Annotated in this window: 15 protein-coding genes; 8 read left to right on the top strand and 7 right to left on the bottom strand. The window is 58.3% G+C overall.

Features of this window, described 5'->3' with window-relative positions:
• Positions 1-204: 204 nt before the first annotated feature.
• From fhuB to H8S59_RS07055, 4 genes are all read right to left on the bottom strand, one after another.
• Positions 205-2,211: a Fe(3+)-hydroxamate ABC transporter permease FhuB gene (fhuB, locus tag H8S59_RS07070; RefSeq protein WP_187520946.1), complete on the bottom strand. Its 2,007-nt coding sequence runs from the start codon at positions 2,209-2,211 to the stop codon at positions 205-207.
• Positions 2,204-3,115: an ABC transporter substrate-binding protein gene (locus H8S59_RS07065; RefSeq protein WP_187520945.1), complete on the bottom strand. Its 912-nt coding sequence runs from the start codon at positions 3,113-3,115 to the stop codon at positions 2,204-2,206. The genes fhuB and H8S59_RS07065 overlap by 8 nt, the downstream gene beginning before the upstream one ends.
• Positions 3,116-3,297: 182 nt before the next feature.
• The gene (locus tag H8S59_RS07060) at positions 3,298-5,637 is read right to left on the bottom strand and encodes a TonB-dependent siderophore receptor (protein ID WP_214658232.1); all 2,340 of its coding nucleotides are present in this window, start codon (positions 5,635-5,637) and stop codon (positions 3,298-3,300) included.
• 178 nt (positions 5,638-5,815) lie between these two features.
• Positions 5,816-7,504: a cyclic peptide export ABC transporter gene (locus tag H8S59_RS07055; RefSeq protein ID WP_187520944.1), complete on the bottom strand. Its 1,689-nt coding sequence runs from the start codon at positions 7,502-7,504 to the stop codon at positions 5,816-5,818.
• Positions 7,505-8,123: 619 nt separating this feature from the next.
• Here H8S59_RS07055 and H8S59_RS07050 point away from each other — a divergent pair.
• The 3 genes from H8S59_RS07050 to fhuF all read left to right on the top strand — a co-directional run bounded on the left by H8S59_RS07050 (position 8,124) and on the right by fhuF (position 10,640).
• On the top strand, positions 8,124-9,458 hold the full coding sequence (locus tag H8S59_RS07050; RefSeq protein ID WP_095093471.1) for a lysine N(6)-hydroxylase/L-ornithine N(5)-oxygenase family protein: 1,335 nt from the start codon (positions 8,124-8,126) through the stop codon (positions 9,456-9,458).
• 122 nt (positions 9,459-9,580) lie between these two features.
• Entirely contained in the window at positions 9,581-9,829 is a 249-nt protein-coding gene (locus H8S59_RS07045) for a hypothetical protein (protein WP_187520943.1), read from the top strand.
• 55 nt (positions 9,830-9,884) lie between these two features.
• Complete coding sequence (gene fhuF / locus H8S59_RS07040) at positions 9,885-10,640, top strand: siderophore-iron reductase FhuF (protein WP_187520942.1); 756 nt, start codon at positions 9,885-9,887, stop codon at positions 10,638-10,640.
• A 63-nt stretch (positions 10,641-10,703) separates the two neighbouring features.
• Here the strand turns inward: fhuF and H8S59_RS07035 are convergent, their stop codons facing one another.
• Positions 10,704-11,471 carry an ATP-binding cassette domain-containing protein gene (locus H8S59_RS07035; RefSeq protein WP_187520941.1) on the bottom strand — a complete coding sequence of 256 codons (768 nt, stop codon included), beginning with the start codon at positions 11,469-11,471 and terminating at the stop codon, positions 10,704-10,706.
• A gap of 527 nt (positions 11,472-11,998) precedes the next feature.
• Between H8S59_RS07035 and bamJ the strand changes: the two genes are divergently transcribed.
• The 4 genes from bamJ to H8S59_RS07015 all read left to right on the top strand — a co-directional run bounded on the left by bamJ (position 11,999) and on the right by H8S59_RS07015 (position 14,421).
• The gene (gene bamJ / locus H8S59_RS07030) at positions 11,999-12,748 is read left to right on the top strand and encodes a BamJ family beta-barrel-assembly machinery protein (RefSeq protein WP_087265420.1); all 750 of its coding nucleotides are present in this window, start codon (positions 11,999-12,001) and stop codon (positions 12,746-12,748) included.
• 381 nt (positions 12,749-13,129) lie between these two features.
• Positions 13,130-13,582, top strand: coding sequence for a YkvA family protein (locus H8S59_RS07025; protein ID WP_027899635.1), 453 nt, complete (start codon positions 13,130-13,132; stop codon positions 13,580-13,582).
• Positions 13,583-13,717: 135 nt separating this feature from the next.
• Entirely contained in the window at positions 13,718-14,065 is a 348-nt protein-coding gene (locus tag H8S59_RS07020; protein WP_187520940.1) for a helix-turn-helix domain-containing protein, read from the top strand.
• Positions 14,062-14,421 (top strand): hypothetical protein, encoded by a 360-nt coding sequence (locus tag H8S59_RS07015; protein ID WP_187520939.1) that lies wholly within the window; start codon positions 14,062-14,064, stop codon positions 14,419-14,421. Before H8S59_RS07020 ends, H8S59_RS07015 begins: the two co-directional genes overlap by 4 nt.
• A 185-nt stretch (positions 14,422-14,606) precedes the next feature.
• On the opposite strand, the gene H8S59_RS07010 is transcribed toward H8S59_RS07015, so the two are convergent.
• The gene (locus H8S59_RS07010; protein ID WP_187520938.1) at positions 14,607-16,382 is read right to left on the bottom strand and encodes a bifunctional diguanylate cyclase/phosphodiesterase; all 1,776 of its coding nucleotides are present in this window, start codon (positions 16,380-16,382) and stop codon (positions 14,607-14,609) included.
• A 405-nt stretch (positions 16,383-16,787) separates the two neighbouring features.
• Positions 16,788-18,869, bottom strand: a complete 2,082-nt coding sequence (locus H8S59_RS07005; RefSeq protein ID WP_176469791.1) for a carboxy terminal-processing peptidase — start codon at positions 18,867-18,869, stop codon at positions 16,788-16,790.
• A 142-nt stretch (positions 18,870-19,011) separates the two neighbouring features.
• On the opposite strand from H8S59_RS07005, the gene H8S59_RS07000 reads away from it, so the two are divergent.
• A complete protein-coding gene (locus tag H8S59_RS07000; protein WP_187520937.1) occupies positions 19,012-19,974 on the top strand; it encodes a zinc-binding dehydrogenase in 963 nt (320 codons plus the stop codon).
• The last annotated feature ends 5 nt before the right edge of the window (positions 19,975-19,979 follow it).

Here is a 19,979-nt window from a genome sequence, read left to right as displayed (position 1 = left end):
ATCTGCGGGCGGGTACACCGAGCGACAGCGAGGGGCCGAGTGGTGGGGTATGAGCCTTTTGCTTACTTTTGGGCTCTTTCAAAAGTGAGGCGCTGTAAAAGCGCAACCAATAGAAGCCCTTAACGCGGTAACGGATATGTACGCAAAAATCCCTGCATGGAAAAGATGTGTAGATACCTATGCCACGATTGGCAGCGCAACCGATCAGCGCCGCTGGCGGTGCATCAGCCAGAGGAAGTACGGGCAACCGATAAAGGCTGCCAGCAACCCTGCAGAAACCGGCCACGGGTAAGCGATATTACGTCCCAGCCAGTCGGCTACGAGCATGATCAGTCCGCCGATGATTGCACTCAGCAAGATCTGCGGCGCAGTACGGTGCACGCCGAGCTGGCGGGCGATGTGCGGCGCGATCAAACCAACGAAGCTCAGCGGGCCGACGATCAGCGTGGCGGTCGCGGTCAGCACTGCTGCCACGCCGAGAATCGCCAGGTGGCTGAGACGCAATGGCAAGCCGAGGGCCGAGGCTGTGCCGCCACCCAGGGTCAGCAAGTCCAGCGGCCGCGAAAGCAACAGACTGACCAGCAGCATGACGCCAGCGATCACCAGCGCCGTCAACGCGGCCGGACCGTCGACGTGATAGGTCGAACCGGTCATCCAGCTCAACAGCAAGGTCATGCGCGGGTCTCCGCTGGCCATCAACAGCGTGCTCAATGCCCCCATCAGCGTGGTCAGGCAGACCCCGGTCAGTAACAGGCGCTCCGGGCTCAAGGCGCTGCGCCAGTTGAACCAGAACAGTGCGCCGAGTGTGAGCAGGGTACCGGCGCAGGCTGCAGGCACCATCAAGGCCTGTGGCTGGGGCACCAACAGGAACAGCACCATCACCCCCAGCGCTGCACCGGAGCTGGCACCCAGTACTTCCGGGCTGGCCATCGGGTTGCCGGTCAGGCGCTGGATCAGCAAACCGGCCACCGCCAACATGACTCCGGCGCTGAGCGAACCCATTACCCGTGGCAATCGCCATTGCAACGCGCCGTCGAATTGCTCCGGGCCGCTCCAGTGCCAGCCGTGCACGCCGATGCCCAGGCTGATTGCCGGTATGACCAGCAACACGAGCAGTACTGCACCGACGCTGATGTACCGGCCAGGGTTGTGCAGCCTGCGCCACGTGCTGCTCTGCTGCGCGACGATGCCGCCGCTGCGCTGACGCTTGAGCAGCCAGAGCAACAGCGGCACGCTGAACACGGCGGTGAGAATGCCGGCCGGCACTTCACCGACAAATCGTGAAAGCTCACGCGCGCACTGGTCCACCAGACACAGCAGCGCTGCGCCCATCAACGGTGCCCATATCAGCCGTTGGCGCAAGGTGCGCGCGCCGCTGAGGCGGGCGATGGCTGGCGCTGCGAGACCGACAAAACCGATGATGCCGACGGCGCTGGTAACGAAGGCGCTGAGTGCCACGGCGACTACTAGCCCCAGGGTGCGCGTGGTCCGCAGAGAAACCCCAAGGCTGGCCGCGCTCTGGTCCTCAAGCCCCAGCACGGCCAGAGGTCTGGCGAGCAAACCGGCGATCAGTGCGGCGACGGCCAGACGAGGCGCCAGATAAGTCACGCCTTCCCAGCCACTCTGGTTGAGTGAACCGGCTTGCCAGAGCAGCAGGTCGACGAGGTAGTCATGGTTGAACAACACCAGCAGTGAATTGATGGCGTTGCAATACAGGCTGATCACCATGCCCGCGAGGATAAAGCGCAGCGAAGACATCGTGCGGCTCCACGCGAAGGCGAACAGCGCCAGCGTGGCCAGTCCGGCACCGACCAGCGTCACTCCCTCCAGGCCATGCAGCAGCAGGGCAGGTGCTGCGATAGTGGCAATCGACAGGGCCAGATTGGCTCCGGCCGCCACGCCGAGCGTGACCGGCTCGGCCAGCGGGTTGCGCAGAATCTGCTGAAACAGCGTCCCCGCCAGCCCTAACGCAGCCCCTACCATCAGGCTGACCAGCATGCGTGGTGCGAAGCTGAAATGCAGCAGGACCTGACGGCCGTCGTCCAGGTCTGGGGTCCACAGTGCCTGCCACCACAGCGCGCTGGGCAGCAGGGCCTGTAACCCATGCACCGCGATCAGCATCGCCAGCAAGGCCAGCATCAGAACCCAGGGCAGAGGTCCCTGGAACAGCGCAGGGCGAGGGGCCGCCAGGCCGATAGCCGGTTCAAGCATGCTCTTGTTCTCCGCGATGGCTCAGGTACGCGCCAATCAATTCGGCCAGGTTGAGTGCCGAGGCAGCCGCGCCGTAAGGGAAGAATTTACCCAGCGCCAGGGTGTTGCCACGTCGCACTGCGGGCAGGTTTTCCCACAGCGCGTTGGTCTGGCGCAGGCTCTGCAGGCGCGCCGATGTCGTCGGAATTTCGATGTACAGCAGATGCGCGTCCGGGGTTTCGGCGAGTCGTTCGACGCCAATCAGGGAAATTCCCATGGCGCTGCTTGGGCCTTGCCAGGCATTGACCAGACCGAGCCGGTCGAGCACGTCCTGAATCATGCTGTTCTTGCCGTAGACCGTCGCATGGCGACCGTCCTGATTGAGCACTGCCACACAGATCGGCGGCTGAGGGCGTTGCGCCAGTTGTGCGCGCAGTTGAGCGAGACGGGTTTCACCTGCCGCGATCCAGCTTGTAGCCTGTTGCTGGCGGTCGATACGGGCTGCCAGCCGGGTCATGAAGCCCGTGGCGCTGGTCCAGACGCTACGGGCGCTGGGGTAGACATCGACCACTTCGGTGGGCGCAATGCCCTGCAGCGAGCGGGCGATGGCAGGCGGCATTTGATCGCTGAGGATCAATTGCGGGGAGAGTTCTTTGATCAATTCAAGATTGGGTTCCCAGTAAGGGCCCACGTCGAGGACTTCGTGAGGCAGTGGCGCAGTGGGCATGCGTCGGCTGTAATAACTGCCGTCGGAGATCGCCAGTGGCGTGACTCCCAGCGTCAACAGCGTTTCGGCGGCAGCCCAGTTGATGGCGATGATACGTTGCAGCGGGGCGGCGAAAAGGCTCATGGAGGGTAGACCGCTGGTCAGCGCAAGGCCGCCCACGGCAAATCGCTTAAGCAGGTGACGGCGGGTCAGAGGCATGTTCGTTCTCCTCGGTGGTAACGGCTCATCGTGATCCTCCAAAAACGACACCGGGCCCCTTGATCAAAGGAGCCCGGCTGAGGGTTCAGCAACGCACTGACACAGTCTGGACAGGCGCTGCCTGCCCGACGCAGCATGGTGCTGCGCGGACAGACATATACCCGTGAAAGATCAGGCGTTTATCACCATTTGTATTTCACGCTGGTCAGCAAGGTGCGGCGCATGCCCGGGTAGCACTCGTACGAGTCATCGCAAGTGGCTGAGTATTTCTCGTCCAGCAGGTTTTGGGCATTGACCGAGACAGTCACGCTCTTATTGAGCGGGTAGCTCGCGCCCGCGTCGAACAGGGTGTAGTTGTCGATGTGGAAGGTGTTGGCGTTATCGCCGTAGAGCACCCCGGTATAACGTGCGCCGCCACCCAGGCTGAGGCCATTGAGAATCGTGTCGTTGAAGGTGTAGTTCAGCCAGGCCGAAGCCATGTGTTTGGGCACGTTGGCCGGACGATTACCCTCGTCGCCAGCGTTGCTCTTGGTGATCTCGGCCTTGGTGTAGGTGTAGGACGCAATCAGGTCCCAGTTCTGGTCCAGTTTGGCCTTGACCTCGGCTTCGATACCGCGCGACTGCTGTTCGCCATTGGCGACCGAGAAAGCGGTATTGCCCAGATCCCGGGTCAGTACGTTGGTCTTGGTCAGGTCGTAGGCTGCCAGGGTCATCAGGATAGCGTCGGTAGGCTGGTATTTGACACCCGCTTCCCACTGGTGCGCTTCGCTCGAATCAAAGCCCCTGCCGCTGCTGTCCAGGCCAGTATTAGGCGCAAAAGACTCGGAATAGCTGACGTACGGCGCCAGGCCGAACTCAGTCAGGTAGGTCAGGCCCAGACGGCCAGTAAAGGCATTGTCTTTCTGGTTCGTCGGGTCAGCGACGTGGTTATCCAGGTCATTGCGCACATAGTCGTAGCGACCGCCTGCGGTCAGGATCCAGTGATCGTCGAACTTGATCTGGTCCTGAATGTAGCCACCGATCTGCTCGATGGTCTGGTCATAGTCGATCGAGCCGATGCTGTTGGCCTGGGTTGGGCGGGTTACCGGCTGGCCGTAGACCGGGTTGTAGACGTTCAGGTCCGGGCCGCGAACGCGCCAGCGAGTGACGTCGGCGTCCTGCCATGTGTAATCCACGCCGGTCAGCAGCTTGTGCGTGAACGGGCCGGTCTGGAAGTCAGCCTGCAACTGGTTGTCCAGCGCAAAAGTGTTCATGTGCTGATCAAAACGGTCTGCGCCACGAATGGTGTTTCCGGTGCTGGTATCAACACTGAACGGCAGCAGGTTCTGGAAGATCACGTCTACCTGACCATAGCGGGCGTTCTGGCGGAATTCCCAGGTGTCATCGAAACGATGACGGAACTCATAACCGAAGCTGTACTGATCCTGATTCAGATGGTTGAAGCTGTGATCACCCATCAACGTATTGGTGGTGTGCCCGTTCGGCGTGCTGTAAGCAAACAGCGAGCCGCCGTTACGGTCACGCAGGAAGTCGCTGAGGAACGTCAGGCTGGTGTCTTCGTCCGGTGCCCAGGTGAAGGATGGCGCGATGTACAGGCGGTCGTCTTTGACTTCGTGGCCATCGTCGTACTCCACCTGCGTGTTGCTGTCCCTTACCGAACCGACGACGCGATAAAGGAAGTGTTGCTGATCGTCCAGTGCGCCACCGAGGTCGAACTGGCCTTGTCGGCGGTCATAGTTGCCGACTGAAAGCTGTACTTCGTTGACATGGTTGACTTCGGGTTTCTTGCTGACGCGGTTGATGATACCGCCAGCGTCACCTTGGCCGAACAGGGTCGAAGAGGGGCCTTTTACCACGTCGATACGGTCAAACGCATAAGGTTCGCTGCGGAAGAACGCATAGCTGTTGTTCTGCTGACGCAGGCCATTGAGGTAGTCGCTGGTGGACTGACCGTTGAAGCCGCGAATGTACAGCCAGTCGAAACCTTTCGGATCCAGACCATAGGCTTCGACTTTGACGCCCGGGACGTAACGCAACGCATCCGTGACGGTTTGCGCGCCCTGGTCTTCCATCTGCTTGCGGGTGACCACGGAGATGGACTGCGGGATCTCGATCAGCGGCGTATTGGTCTTGCTGGCGCTGTTGCTGGTTTTCGGAACGTAGCTCTCGTAACCCTCTGGCACCGCCGCGCGACCGGAAATGATCTGGTCGGGTATGGTCAGCTGGCCGCTGGTCGGTGCCGCGGCAAGCAAGGTGACCCGGCTGCCTTCTATCTGATACTGGATGCCCGTCCCACGGAGCAGCGAGTTCAGTGCTTGCGTTGGTTCAATTTCCCCGTGCAGCTCGGGGCTGCGCAGGTTCTGCAATTGAACCGGGTTGAACACGATTTGCAAGTCAGACTGTGTACCGAGACTGATCAGCGCCGAACCCAGCGGTTGCGCCGGAATATCGATGCGCACCGGCGCGGCAACTGCGTCGGTGGCGGTCAATGCCAGACCCAGGGCGGCGCTGCTGATCAACATCGCCAGATGGCTGGTTGGGTGTTTGAGGGTTGGGGGCTTGCTTTTACCAATCAATTTTTACGCTCCTGGATACTGGTTTTTAATAAAACTTTTTTAGTTTTTTAGTTTTTTGGTGTTGGCGATGACAGACAGCTTTTTACAACTACGGCGCCACTGTAATCAGGGGCGCCGTGACGGATCAGGTGAGTGCGACGTCGGGGCTGGTTGACGAGGTGTCCTTGTTCTTGCGCTGGACCTCGACGATGTTTCCCGCGCTCATCCGCAGTAATCGGTCGGCGACATCGAAGTAGCGATCGTCGTGAGAAATCACGATCAAGGTCTTGCCCTGGGCGCGCAGCTCCGGCAGCAACTCGGTGTAGAAAATGCGCCGGAACTCAGGGTCCTGGTCTGCGGCCCATTCATCGAACACCAGCACCGGGCGCTTCTCGAGCCAGGCTTGAACCAGAGCGAGACGTTTGCGCTGACCGGTGGACAGGTCGGTGGTGGAATAGCTGTGGTCGTTCAGTGAGACCTTGTGGGCAATTTCCAGCCGCTCCAGATAGCGGTTGGCTTCGGCGGGGATTTCAGCACTGTCCTTGAGCAGGTCTTCGAACAGGAAGTAGTCGGCAAAAATAGTCGTGAACAGCTGGCGATAGTCGTCGCGGTTGCTGTCGTCGACAGGTCTGCCATCAATCAATACCTGGCCGCTCTGTGGCACATAAAGGCCCAACAGCAGTTTGATCATGCTGGTTTTACCGCAGCCGTTTTCGCCCGCAATAAACAGAATCTCACCGCGCTGGATGGTCAGGTTGAGCGGACCGACACCAAAACCGGTGCTGCCGTCTTCGGTAGGGTAGTGGTAGCTCAGGTCACGCAGTTCGATCTGCTCAATGTCCAGGGTCTTGCGCTCATCGTCGCGCAACAGCAGGTTGGGCTCCGGAGAAGAGAAGCGAATCGACAGCTCGGCAATGCGCCGGAAAGCAACCTGGGCACGACTGACGATGGGCAGGTTGCCGACCAGATGCTCAAGCGGACCTTTCATGTACAGCAACACCAGAATAAAGCCGCTGAGGGTGGCTCTATCGGTGCTCGGCCAGATTGACTCATAGGCCAGAGCCAGGCCTATGACGATGAAGAACAGGGTGGAGCCGAAGCCTTTGGCGACCACAAACAGGTTGATCGAACGAACCTGGATATCGCAGATGCGATCAATGGTGCCTTGCAGGCGCTCGTTGTAGTGCTGGAAGCGGCGCGGGCGGCTGATACGCAGTTCCTTGGCGCCTTCAGCCAGGGCACGGTAGTGCTTTTGCAGTTCGTCTTCTTCTTCGCGGGCCTGAAAGAACCCACGGATGCCACGGCTGCGCACCAGAAACTGGATGGCGCTGCCAATGATGATGGCGACCGCCGTGGTGAGGAACATCGGCAGCGACAAGACCGCTAGGTAGCCCAGGCAGCTCAGGCAGACCGTCAGCGATACCGCCAGCGGTGCAAAGGCGAACACAAAGTCGCTGATGGTATCGATGTCGTGCGTCAGTACCGGGATCAGGCGATGACTGCGATAGCGCTCGATCTGCTCGATAGGGGCGGAGATGATCTTGCTGCCCAGCTCTTTACGTAACCGTGCAATGGAGTGCTGCCCGACATAGTTGGTGCCGATGTCAGAAATGATCGATCCCACCAGCGCCAGCACACAGAGGCCGGCAAACCCTGCCAGCAAGCCTGATTGCATGCCACCTTCGGCATTCAGGCTGTGGTTGATGGTGGCAAGTAGCGCAGTAATGCTGGCGCCGCCGATGATGCCGAGGACCGTCGCCATCAGCAACTGTGGCCAGAACGGCCGCAGTAGCTTGAAAAGCTCACCAAGGGTGCTTTGTGGGGGAGTCTGCATCATTTTTTCCTAGGCTCTGCGGCCACCGTCGGGCACGCTGGAATTCAAGGGCTGATCGGTGCGTTGGCCCTGAGAGTGGAAGCCAAGCCGAATCATTTTTGTTAAGACGAGCGAGCGAAGGAAAATTTAAGAAAAATTGCATGCTGGCAATTCGCCTTTTATGGTGCGGGATTCTTCGTCTGAGTCAGACCTTTCACGAACAGGCTCGCTGCTGCAAAAAAACAGCATGAATTCAGAGGTTTATGCGGTGTTTCTCAAGCGGGGCAGCGGTGTCTTTGACACCGCGCTCTAGCGCAGTCGGCACTGCCCTGACCGGCACCGAATTTATCCGGGAATGCGGCATTCCGACACTCCCTGCGAGGGGGGGCGACTGCGCTTTAGCCTGGCGCGCCACTTCTGCGGCCCGATACGCAAATGAGAAACATTACTAAAGTTTTTCTGAGCGCTCTCGTCACTACCTTTGAATGCACTTTTGAAAGCGCTTCTTCTGGCCGATGCGCAGGTGTTGGAAAAGGCAGGCTGCGCCGTGAAGGCGGAGTAACGCCACCCTCAGGGTGAGGAAGATTTATTCCGGCCCGCGTCGTGCTCCACAGCTACCGTGAAACAGGACACTGGCATCATGACTCAGTTGATCTCACCGACCTACGACGTACTTGGCATTGGCTTTGGTCCGTCTAATCTGGCGCTGGCGATTGCTTTGCAGGAACAGGCTCTGCAGCAGGGGCGCAATTATCAGGCGCTTTTCCTCGACAAACAGCACGACTACCGCTGGCATGGCAACACCCTCGTCACCCAGAGCGAGTTACAGATTTCCTACCTCAAGGATCTGGTCACCTTGCGTAACCCGACCAGCCCTTTCAGTTTCGTGAATTACCTGCACAAGCACGACCGACTGATCGACTTCATAAACCTGGGCACACTTTATCCGTGCCGTATGGAGTACAACGACTATTTGTGCTGGGTGGCCCGACAATTTTCCGAGCAGTGCGCCTATGGCGAAGAAGTTTCCCGCGTTGAGCCCGTGCAAGGTCCTGATGGCATAGAACTGCTCAAAGTGCTGTCCACCGATGTGCGGGGTCAGGAGCGTTTCCGTCTGACGCGCTCCGTAGTCGTCAGTACCGGTGGGACGCCGCGCATCCCGGCGGCGTTCAGTCATCTACGTAACGACGCGCGCGTGTTTCACCACTCGCGCTACCTGGAAAGTATCGCCAGACAGCCATGCCTGAAGAACCCGTCGATGCGCATTGCGGTGATTGGCGGCGGGCAGAGTGCGGCCGAGGCGTTCATTGACCTGAATGACAGCTACCCGTCAGCGCAGGTCGACATGATTCTGCGTGCAGCGGTGCTAAAACCAGCGGATGACAGCCCTTTCGTCAACGAAATCTTCGCGCCGAGCTATACCGATCTGGTGTTCAACGAGCCGCAGGCAGAGCGTGAAAAGTTGATCCAGGAATACCACAACACCAACTATTCGGTGGTGGACCTCAATCTGATCGAGTCGATCTATTCGATTTTTTACCGACAGAAAGTTGCCAATCAGCAGCGTCATGCGTTTCTCAGCCGGCGCACTGTCGAGTTGGCCGGTGCCGACAGCAACGGCATCGAACTGACCCTGCGCGACAGCGCCACCGGCGCGACCGAGCAACGCCGTTATGACGTGGTGATTCTGGCTACCGGTTATCAGCGCAGCTCCCATCGCGAGCTGCTCGCGCCGCTCAAGGATTACCTTGGCGACTATGAAGTGGGTCGCGATTACCGTTTGCAAACCGATCCGCGTCTGCGTGCGAGCATCTACATGCAGGGCTTCAGCCAGGACAGCCACGGCCTCAGCGACACGCTGCTGTCGGTGTTGCCGATGCGTGCTGCGGAAATCGCTGCATCGATTTTCGATCAGCCACAGGGTGGCAAAAGCATCAATCGCGATACGAAGAGCCGGGCGGCACAAAGTGCCTGAGCGACTCTGACTGCGGTGTGATTTACACATCCGGACTAAATCCGCAGCGCCCCTGCGCGTCATACGAGACGGGGGCGCTGTTTTCAATGCGCATCTTTTTCGCGGCCCGAGGTGGTCCTGCCATGTCCTGCAACTCTACCAATGGAACGCTGTTACTGCCCGACGGGCGCCGACTGTTCGCCTATGCAGGCGAGCGCTTCCTTGTGTTGATGGTCGACGATAAGCCGCTGCTTGAAGTGGCGGGTGACGGCGACGTCTGGCGGGTGCCGCATGATCGCGAGCCGTCACAACTGAATTTCGCACTGTGGGCATTGGCTGCGCTGATGCTGCTGAGCCGCGAAGTGTTCTTCGAGCAATGCCAGTTATGTTGACGTTATTTCACCTGAGCGTAATCACTCCCGACGCCAGGCAGCGCGGGGCGCAAGCATGATTGCTGCCCTTGCGCCGCTGTTCATGGGGCAGTTCGCAAGCTATCGCGACGTGCTGGTAACGCGTGATGACCCTCGGCCCTCGATTGCTTCCACGCGGCTGTTGCAGCCTGAGTATCTGGAGCCTGTGCTGCAGCGTTTTTCACCGGAACACGCGGGCCAGGATCGTCGCGCCCTGGCGTCACAATGGTCGAAGTATTATCTGGTCAAACTGATTCCGCCGGTGGTGGCTGCTGCTCTGGTACTTGGCCGTCGCCTGCCGTTGGACTTTGCTGACGTCGAGGTGGTGCTTGATGCACAGGGCTTGCCTGAAGCCTTCAAGCTGACGGGCGACGGCGAGGTGTTCAGTAGCCCTCCGAGCGATCCGTTCCAACGTTTCAGCGACCTGATCGACACCCATTTGCAGCCTTTTGTGCAGGGCCTGGCCAGTGAGGTCAAGCTCTCACCCAAAGTGCTGTGGAGCAACGCTGGTAACTATTTCGAGTGGTTTATCGGTGAAATGGCGCGAGTGCCGCTGCCGCCGCATCTATTGGCGGATGGCAAGGCACTGCTGGAAACCGAACGGCGCCCGGACGGTTCACGCAATCCGCTGTTTTTACCGATTCGCTACGAACCCGTGTCCTGTGACCTGCGCGCAGACGGACGCTGGCGTCAACGGCGAGTCTGCTGCATTCGCTATCGTCTGGACACGCTGGCTCATTGTGATAACTGTCCTTTGATCGACGAGCCGCCGCCGGAAATGATTACCCTCTAGCCGCCCTTAGGCGCTGCCGGGCGGTAAGCCACCGCGCTGCGCTCGATGATTCACCTCAATCAGTCAGATCGGGTAGCTGATCGGTGAGCCGTCGACAGGGTTGGGCAGCACGCCCATCGCAATGCCATAAATGTCTTGCAGGATTTCACTGCGCATCAGTTGGCTTGGGCTGCCCTGGGCCAGCAAACGTCCACCGTGCAGTGCCAGCAGATGGTCGCAATAACGAGCCGCCATATTGACGTCATGCAAGACCACCAGCACCCCGAGGTTGAGTTCGCGGCTAAGGGTCTTGACCCTGCCGAGCACTTCCACCTGATGGGCGATGTCCAGTGCAGACGTCGGCTCGTCGAGCAGCAGGAAACGGCTGTTTTGCGCCAGCAACATGGCCAACCAGACCCGCTGGCGCTCGCCACCGGACAACTGGTCGACCATCCGTTCGGCAAAGGTGTCGGTGTCGGTCAGTTCCAGCGCACGATCAATGTGCATGTTGTCTTCGCGCGTTACGCGACCCAGCGCCCCATGCCAGGGGTAACGCCCGAAAGCGACCAGTTCGCGGACATTCAAGCTGTCGGTCTGCGGCAATTGTTGGGGCAGGTAAGCGACCTGACGGGCGAAATCGCGACCGTTCCAGCTGCTCAGCGGCTTGCCGTCCAGGCTGATCGTTCCTGAGGAAGGTTGCAGCTGACGGGCCAGCAGTTTGAGCAGGGTCGATTTGCCCGAGCCGTTGTGACCGATCAGGCCGATCATCTCGCCATGGGGCAGTTGCATGCTGAGGGGGTGGAGCAGAGTGCGCTCGGTGACGTTGAGGCTGACGTTTTCCAGATCGAACATTAAGTCACCCTGACCGATTGAATCGCGGGGGAAGAGTATAGGTTTTAATGCTAATGATAATCAATGTTGAGAATGGTAGTCGGCAGGTTCTTGCAGCCTGCATATTCTCGGCCCGTTAACGCGCAGTCTTTCGCCTGCTGTTATCTTGCTGAGCGCGAGAAACGGCATCCCGGGTCGATCACACCGACCTTCGACGCCGCTCATCGACACTGAAATGATCAGCGACTGATCGCGGCCTTCTTGTGCGCGTGCGCTGTCTGAACGAAGGGCGCAACCAATACCAGCCGTTACAACAAAAACGGATATGTACACAAAATGCACTAAACGAAGGTTGGGCCTATGCCAGCCCGATTGCCCCCCAGACCTGAACCCCAACTGAACATCCCACGCTCTTGCCAAGAAAACCTTTGGATACCTGAACTTATCTGCATTTTCTGTCTCTCATGCCGGTAGCCATTGATCGCGGCACCCTGATAAGCTCGCGGCTTTACTCGTTTGCCCTATTGGCGCATGAACAAGGAATCAGAATGAAACAGCATCGGTTGGCAGCGGCGATTGCCCTGGTCGGTCTGGTACTCGCAGGTTGTGATAAGCAAGCCAGCACTGTTGAGCTGAAAACCCCGGCACAAAAAGCGTCTTACGGCATTGGTCTGAACATGGGCAAAAGCCTGGCTCAGGAAGGCATGGATGACCTTGACTCCAAAGCAGTAGCCCTTGGTATCGAAGATGCCGTCGGCAAGAAAGATCAAAAGCTCAAGGATGAAGAATTGGTTGAAGCCTTCGCAGCGCTGCAAAAGCGTGCCGAAGAGCGTATGGCCAAAATGAGCGAAGAGTCGGCAGCGGCCGGCAAGAAATTCCTCGAAGAAAACGGCAAGAAGGCAGGTGTAGTGACTACCGCTTCGGGCCTGCAGTATGAAATCGTCAAGAAAGCCGATGGCCCTCAGCCTAAGCCAACTGACGTAGTGACTGTTCACTACGAAGGCAAGCTGACTGACGGCAAGGTTTTCGACAGCTCTGTTGAGCGTGGCAGCCCGATTGATCTGCCGGTTAGCGGCGTGATCCCGGGTTGGGTCGAAGGTCTGCAACTGATGCACGTTGGCGAGAAGATCAAGCTCTACATTCCGAGCGATCTGGCCTACGGCGCACAGAGCCCAAGCCCGACGATCCCTGCCAACTCGGTTCTGGTATTCGACCTGGAACTGCTGGGCATCAAGGACCCTGCAGCCGCAGGTGCACCTGACGCCGAAGAAGAGCCGGCGGCTCCCGCTTCCAAGTAAGCGACGCACCGGTTTGACCACAACGCCCCGTTTCGACGGGGCGTTGTCGTTTCTGGTCGAACGGATTCGTATGGGCGCAGTCGGAGTAACAGAACCGACGACAGAAGCCATGTGCTTTGTCTGACGATCCAACATTTTTGTGACAGTGGCTGTGGGTAACTTCTGGGCAGGCTTAAGTCAACGATTTTTATAGCTTTTTTTATGTGACTAAAAAACGCCCGATTTGACTCCGGACCCCGTAAAACAAGGGTTGTGGCCAGAAAAAACGCCTCTGTTCACAAGGTTATCCACAAGTTGTGTGGATAACCTTTTTGAGTACCGGACACCGGCTTTGTAGGGACGGTGTTTATCGGCAACAAACGTCGTTCAACGGGAGTTGACATGAAAGCACCGTGGAATTTGCTTCGATATCTGCCTATGGCGCGACGATTGATCGCTGCCGGACGCTTGCCAGCCTTGTTATTCGCCGTGGCGCGAAAAGGTTCTGCTGAAGGCAGTCGCCTTGGCAAGATAAAGGACGACCTGCGCCTGTTGCAGGCGTTGTGTCTGGCTTACTGGCGGGGCGAGTATCGATCGATCAGCCCCAAGGCGCTGCTGTCGATCGTGGCCGGTCTGATGTACTTCCTGAGCCCGCTGGACGCGATCCCCGACTGGATACCCGGGCTCGGTATGTTCGACGACATTGCCGTTCTTGCCTGGATCATGAAAAGCCTCGATGGCGAGCTGAATGCGTTCCGCGAGTGGCGTGCACGTCAATCACCGGAAAAGCTGATTGTAGTCGAGCGTCTGCCTGCCACTGCTGCCTTGCTTGAGCAGGAAAAAGCCAAGGATTGACGGATCAGTCCTCTCAACCCGATCAGGAGGCTGGGGAGCGCACTTGGAGTGGGCAAGTAGCCCATGACCGCTGTTAAACTGCGGCCATGGAAATAAACCTACTCGATGTGTGTAGTTGTCCTACATGGGGGTTGTATGGATCTGCAGGTTATTTCTCGCGATGGTGAGCCCGAGTACGCGGTTCTGCCGTGGGCCCAGTATCAGGCGTTGCTCAAGGCCGCCGGCATCTCTGGTCACTCAGAGGCTCAGCCAAATCCCGCACCGGCCGTGTCTGTTGGTGAGGTTGCCGAACTGCCGGGTCTTGATCAGTTGGCGGCGCTACGTGCCGCCAAAGGGCTTGAAGTCGCGCAATTGGCAAGAACTGTTGGGATCAGTCCGTCGTATCTGGAAATGATCGAACGTGGCGATCGTAAACCTGACGCCGCAATTCTTCGCAGCCTTGCCTGGGAAATGGGTTTGACGGGCTGGCGGGGTGAGGCATGAGTGTGCGCATCAGTCGTCAGCATTGGGACGGGTTGCTGGCCGAGCTGGATCAGGCACGTCGCCAGCGCCATCTGTTGACCTATCGCGCATTGCTGGAGCGTCTGCAATTTCCAACTCCGGCGATGCAGACCCTGACTGCTGCCCTGGAACACCTCGCGGCCATTGATGCCAAGGCCGAGCAGCCGTTGCGTAGTTCGCTGGTGATCAGCCAGGGCGCGAGTCGATTGCCGCGTACCGGGTTTTTTGAGTGTGCTGAGCGTTTGGGGCGGTTTTCAGGGCCGTCCGATGGCGTTGCTGCCGCGTCGTGGCATGCATCGGAAGTGGTTCGGGTGTTTGAGTTCAGTTATCCCGAGTAGCTGCGGCTTGGAATAAGATCTCCTGTGTGAGATCTCTGGCTGCCTGCAATTTTCCTGACGTGGGACCGGCTTTAGCCGGGAAGAGGCCTGTAAAGGCAATGAGAACTCCTGTACCGAAACATTGCCTTCCCGGCTAAAGCCGGTCCCACGACAACCACCGCACCGCCTTGGCATTGCACAGCCCATCACCCCACCTGAGCCAACCCCAACTCCCGCGTATCAATCACATGCACGCTCGCGCCAATAATGTCCTTGGCATGATGCTTGGCCTCTGACGCCAGTTCGGCCAACTGGCTTGCATCGAGCTCGCTGCAGGATTCGCTGTGCAAGTGAATCACACCAATCGACAGCGACAGCAAGGGGAATTCCTGGCGCTGGCCTTGACGATTGGAGGCGATAAAGCAGCCCGCTTCCAGATGCTCGACGCGATAGAAGCGGCGGCACTGATTCTGGAAGTCTTCCAGCAGTATGTTCAGGCGCTTCCGCCAGTCCTCGGAGCCCAACACCATCAGGAAGTCGTCGCCGCCAATGTGGCCGACGAAGTCCTGGCTAGGGTCAATACGGTCATTCAGGCATTGCGCCAGGCACAGCAAGACTTCGTCGCCACGGCCGTAACCATAGATATCGTTGAAGGGTTTGAAGCTGTCGATGTCCACGTAGCAAATCATCGACTCGCGGCCCTGCTGTAGCAGGCGGGTCAGGCATTGCTGGATCGGGACGTTGCCGGGCAACAGTGTCAGCGGGTTGGCATAACGGGCCTGCTGAATCTTCAGTTCGGTAATCAACTTGAGTACATCGATCACTCGGCCAAGCCCCAGGTAGCTGCCGTTCAAGGTGATGATGAAGTCTTCTTCGATGCGCTGTCGGGCGCGGCTGGTCAATAAACGACTGACCTTTTGCAGCGACTGATTCAGTTCAACCGCGAGAAAGTCATCGCTCATCAAACGGCTGATAGGCTTGCGGGCGAACAGCTCGGTGCCGAAGGGTTTGAGCAGGACTTCTGACAATGAATGCCGGTGCACGATGCCACACGGTCGACCCTGATCATCCAGAACGGCCATGGAGTTCAGCGCCGCCTGCTTGCGAAATACTTCGAGCACCGAAGCGGTGGGAGTGCTTTGCTCGACGGCCGGTTGTTCATTGAGCAAAGCGCTCAGGTCGCTGCCTTCATCGGTCAAGGTGGGCATGGCTACAGCGTCCAGTTTCGGGAGCAGCGTGCGGGTGTCGCGGGGAGGTTGCTCCTGCGGGCGGCACAGCAGGTAACCCTGCACCAGATCTACACCCATCTCGCTCAATACCGCGAGTTCTTCCGGCAGTTCGATGCCTTCGGCGATGACCGAGGCGCGTGAAGCCTTGGCCATTTGCAGCATTGAACCGACGAATTCACGTTTGACGGCATCTTGATGAATGCCGTCGATGAAGTGCCGGTCGATCTTTACGTACTCGGGACGCAACTCTGACCATAAGCGCAGGCTGGAGTATCCAGCTCCGAGATCATCCATGGCGATGGAAAATCCCATGTCTCGATAGTGATGCAAAGCGGTGTACAGCAGCTCGAAATCTTCCGTCGGGGTTTGTTCGGTCAGCTCGATCACGACCTTGTTGGGCGCGATGCCATACCTTTGCAGCAACTCCAGCGTGCGACCGGGCGGATGCGCGGACTCCAACAGGGATTCCGGCGAGATGTTAAGAAACAGCTTGCCTTCAAGTTGCTGTTCACTGAATCGACGGCAGGCACTTTCGCGACAGGCCATCTCCAGCTCGCTCAAGCGTCCGGCATGACGGGCCACCGCGAACAGGTTGACAGGGGAGTGCAGGGCGCTGTTCGAGGGGCCCCGCGTCAGGGCTTCATAACCCAGAATTCTTCGTTCGGTCAGCGACACGATTGGCTGGAACAGGCTGTGCAGATCGCTGTGAGCGAGAATCGAGCTCAGTGCGCTCAGCTGTTCTGTCATGGTCATGGCAATCTCGAGGCAAGAAAAAAGGGGCCAAACGACAGTGCGCTTGAGCCCCTTATTTCACGACAGCTTCATGACTGTTTGATGACGATTGCCATCAGATCGCCATTCCTCAGGATTCAATCCGAATTTTTGTACGAGGTCACTCAGTTTTCCTGACACTGCGCTGTTGCGCGACAAACATGGGACATGTAGAAGTGACCGGGGTGGCGATCCACATTGCTCGCGATTCGGTCTGTCAGGCGATAAATATATTGCCTGTACTGGAGCTATCGCGAGCAAGCTCGCTCCTACAGAATTTGCAAATTCCTGTAGGAGCTCACGAGCAACGCCAGGCAGCGATTACATTCGCCTGACACACCGCGATCGCGGGCGTCGTAACCTCCGTGCGCTCCTGCAAGGACCTGTTTACTTCTTGGCGACCGAAGCACTTAAACCCAGATAGTCGATCAGAATACGACCGGTTTCGGACAGATATGCATCGTCCTCCGGTTTGGCGTTCTCGTCTTCTACCGGTAGGGCATCTTCATCTTCTTTCTTCAGTTCTTTGAGCGGCTCTTCACCTTTGGCCTTACGACGGGCGTTTTCCAGCGCCAGTTGCTTGGCTTCGATCGAGGCGTGCTCGGCGCGACGGTCCGCTTCGTTGAGGCTGACCGTTTTCTCATTCATCAATTGCTTGGCCAGGGCCAGCCGATTTTCGATGAACACGAATTCTGCATCCTTCGCCGAACGGGTTTCATGTCGCGACTGAAGCTGGGCCAGGAACGGCTTGAAAGGATCAACAGCCGGTTTGATCGCCGGTTTGATGCTGTCCCATGGCATTGCCTCAGGCAGCGCACTCTCGCCGATTTCCTTGGTGTCGATGATCGACGGATAGTTGATGTCCGGCACGACGCCCTGATGCTGGGTGCTCTGCCCGGAAACCCGGTAGAACTTGGCCAGGGTCAGTTTCAGCTCACCGTGATTGAGCGGCTGAATGGTCTGCACGGTACCTTTACCGAAGGTCTGGCCGCCGATGATCAACGCGCGGTGGTAGTCCTGCATGGCGCCGGCGAAAATCTCCGAGGCCGAGGCAGACAGGCGGTTCACCAACAGTGCCATCGGGCCTTTGTAGAAAGCGCCGGTGTCTTCGTCTTCAAGTACATCAACCTTGCCGTCGGCATTACGCACCAGAACAGTTGGGCCTTTGTCGATGAACAGGCTGGTCAGTTCGGTCGCTTCCTGCAGCGAGCCGCCACCGTTGTTACGCAGATCCAGAACCACGCCATCGACCTTTTCGGCCTGCAGTTCGGTCAGCAGTTTCTTCACGTCACGGGTGGTGCTCTTGTACTGCGGATCACCCGCACGGTAAGCCTTGAAGTCCAGATAGAAAGCCGGAATGTCGATCACGCCAAGCTTGTAGTCGCGGCCATCCTGTTTCAGATGCAGGATGGATTTCTTCGCGGCCTGTTCTTCCAGCTTCACCGCTTCGCGAGTGATAGCAACGATTTTGCTGGTCTGGTCATTCGGTGCATTGCTGGCCGGAATCACTTCGAGGCGCACAACGGAGCCTTTCGGACCGCGAATCAGCTTCACGACTTCATCCAGACGCCAGCCGATCACGTCGACCATTTCCTTGTCGCCCTGAGCAACGGCGACGATCTTGTCGGCAGGCGCAACCTGTTTGGTTTTGGCGGCAGGGCCGGCCGGTACCAGACGCACGATCTTCACGTTGTCGTTGTCGCTCTGCAACACGGCGCCAATGCCTTCCAGCGACAGGCTCATGTTGATGTCAAAGTTTTCCGCGCTGTCCGGAGACAGGTAGTTGGTGTGCGGATCGTAAGACATGGCGAAGGTGTTGATGTACGCCTGGAAGATATCTTCAGCGCGGGTCTGACTCAGACGTGCCAGTTGATTCTTGTAGCGCTTGGTCAGCGTCTCCTGAATCTTGGCCGGGTCTTTACCCGCGATCTTCAGGCGCAGGACTTCGTCCTTGACGCGCTTGCGCCACAGGTCATCCAGTTCAGCTTCGTTTTTCGGCCAGGCGGCGTCCTTGCGATCTACCAGCAGGCTTTCCTTGGCGGTGAAATCAAGTTTGTCGACGCCTTTGTTCAATTCAGCCAGTGCGAAATCCAGACGCGACTTGATGCGGTCCAGATAACGCTTGTAGATGGTAAAACCAGGATTCAGGTCGCCGCTTTTCAGGAAATCGTCGAACTGGGTACGCCACTTGTCGAACTCGGCGACATCGCTGGCGAGGAAGTAGCTGCGCGCCGGGTCCAGAAGCTTGAGGTAGCTTTCATAGATGATCACCGAACGTTTGTCGTCCAGGGGCGGTTTGCTGTAATGGTGACGCTTGAGCAGCTCAACCACGTTGAGACTGGCGATCACTTCGTCGCGATCCGGCTGGAGATTATCCCAGCTGTTGGCGGCAAAGGAGCTGGCGGACATCGGCAAAATGCTGAGACCCACAACCAGCGCAAGGGCGGTACTTGGTAAGAAATGCTTCATGCTGATTCGACGCGGGGACAATTGATAACGCATATTAGGCCGTCTTTGGAAGTCGCCGGTTCCGTCGGATCCGGTCGCATAATGCAAGAAAGCCCGTGCTGTTTCAGCTTCGGGCTCAGTCCAGACTCACTATGGAGGCACTGTGAAGGCATTGCAAGGCGTTGAAGGTCGTGTGGAATGGGTCGATGAGCCAAGTCCGGCTCTGGATGTAGGGCAAGTTCGTATCAAAGTTGCGGCTGCGGGATTGAATCGGGCCGATTTATTACAGCGTGCGGGGCTCTATCCGCCACCGCCCGGGGCGAGCGAAATTCTCGGGATGGAGTGTTCTGGCGTGATCGCTGAAGTCGGGCCCGGCGCTTCCTGGCAAGTGGGCGACAGAGTCTGTGCGCTGCTGGCTGGCGGGGCGATGGCGGAAGAAGCGGTGGTCGATGGGCGGCATGTCTTGCCGGTCCCTGAAGGCCTGTCACTGGCCGAGGCCGCCGCTATTCCGGAAGTCTATGCCACTGCATGGCTTAACCTGTTTCAGTTGGCGGGTCTCAAGCCCGGCGAGAAAGTGTTGTTGCACGCCGGTGCAAGTGGAGTTGGTTCAGCTGGTATTCAGCTTTGCAAAGCGTTTGGCAATCCGGTCTGGGTCAGTGTGGGTTCGGCAGACCGTCTGGAGTACTGCATAGAATTGGGGGCTCAGGGCGGCGTGGTGCGCAATGAAAGCCTGGACAGCCTCAAGGACTTCGCGCCGTTCAATGTGATCCTTGATCCCGTGGGCGCGAACTATGCCGAGCTGAACGTCAAACTGCTGGGTGTCGATGGTCGCTGGGTGCTGATCGGCTTGATGGGCGGCCGCGAGGCGCAACTGGACATGGCGCAGATACTGGGCAAACGCATTCAGTTGCTGGGTTCGACCCTGCGCAGCCGTGATGACACGTTCAAGGCTGACCTGTTGCATGATCTGGGGCAGCACGTCTGGCCACTGTTCACCGAAGGCCGCCTCAAACCGCAACTGGCCCGCAGCTACCCGATCAAGGACGCAGAAGCGGCTTATGCCGAGCTGGCGACCAATAAGGTCAATGGCAAGCTGGTGCTGGTGATTGATGAGAGTCTGGTTTAAAGGCT

The organism is Pseudomonas folii (genome assembly GCF_014357575.1).
Classification (GTDB): Bacteria; Pseudomonadota; Gammaproteobacteria; order Pseudomonadales; family Pseudomonadaceae; genus Aquipseudomonas; species Aquipseudomonas folii.
This window is presented reverse-complemented; position numbering and strand designations above follow the sequence as displayed.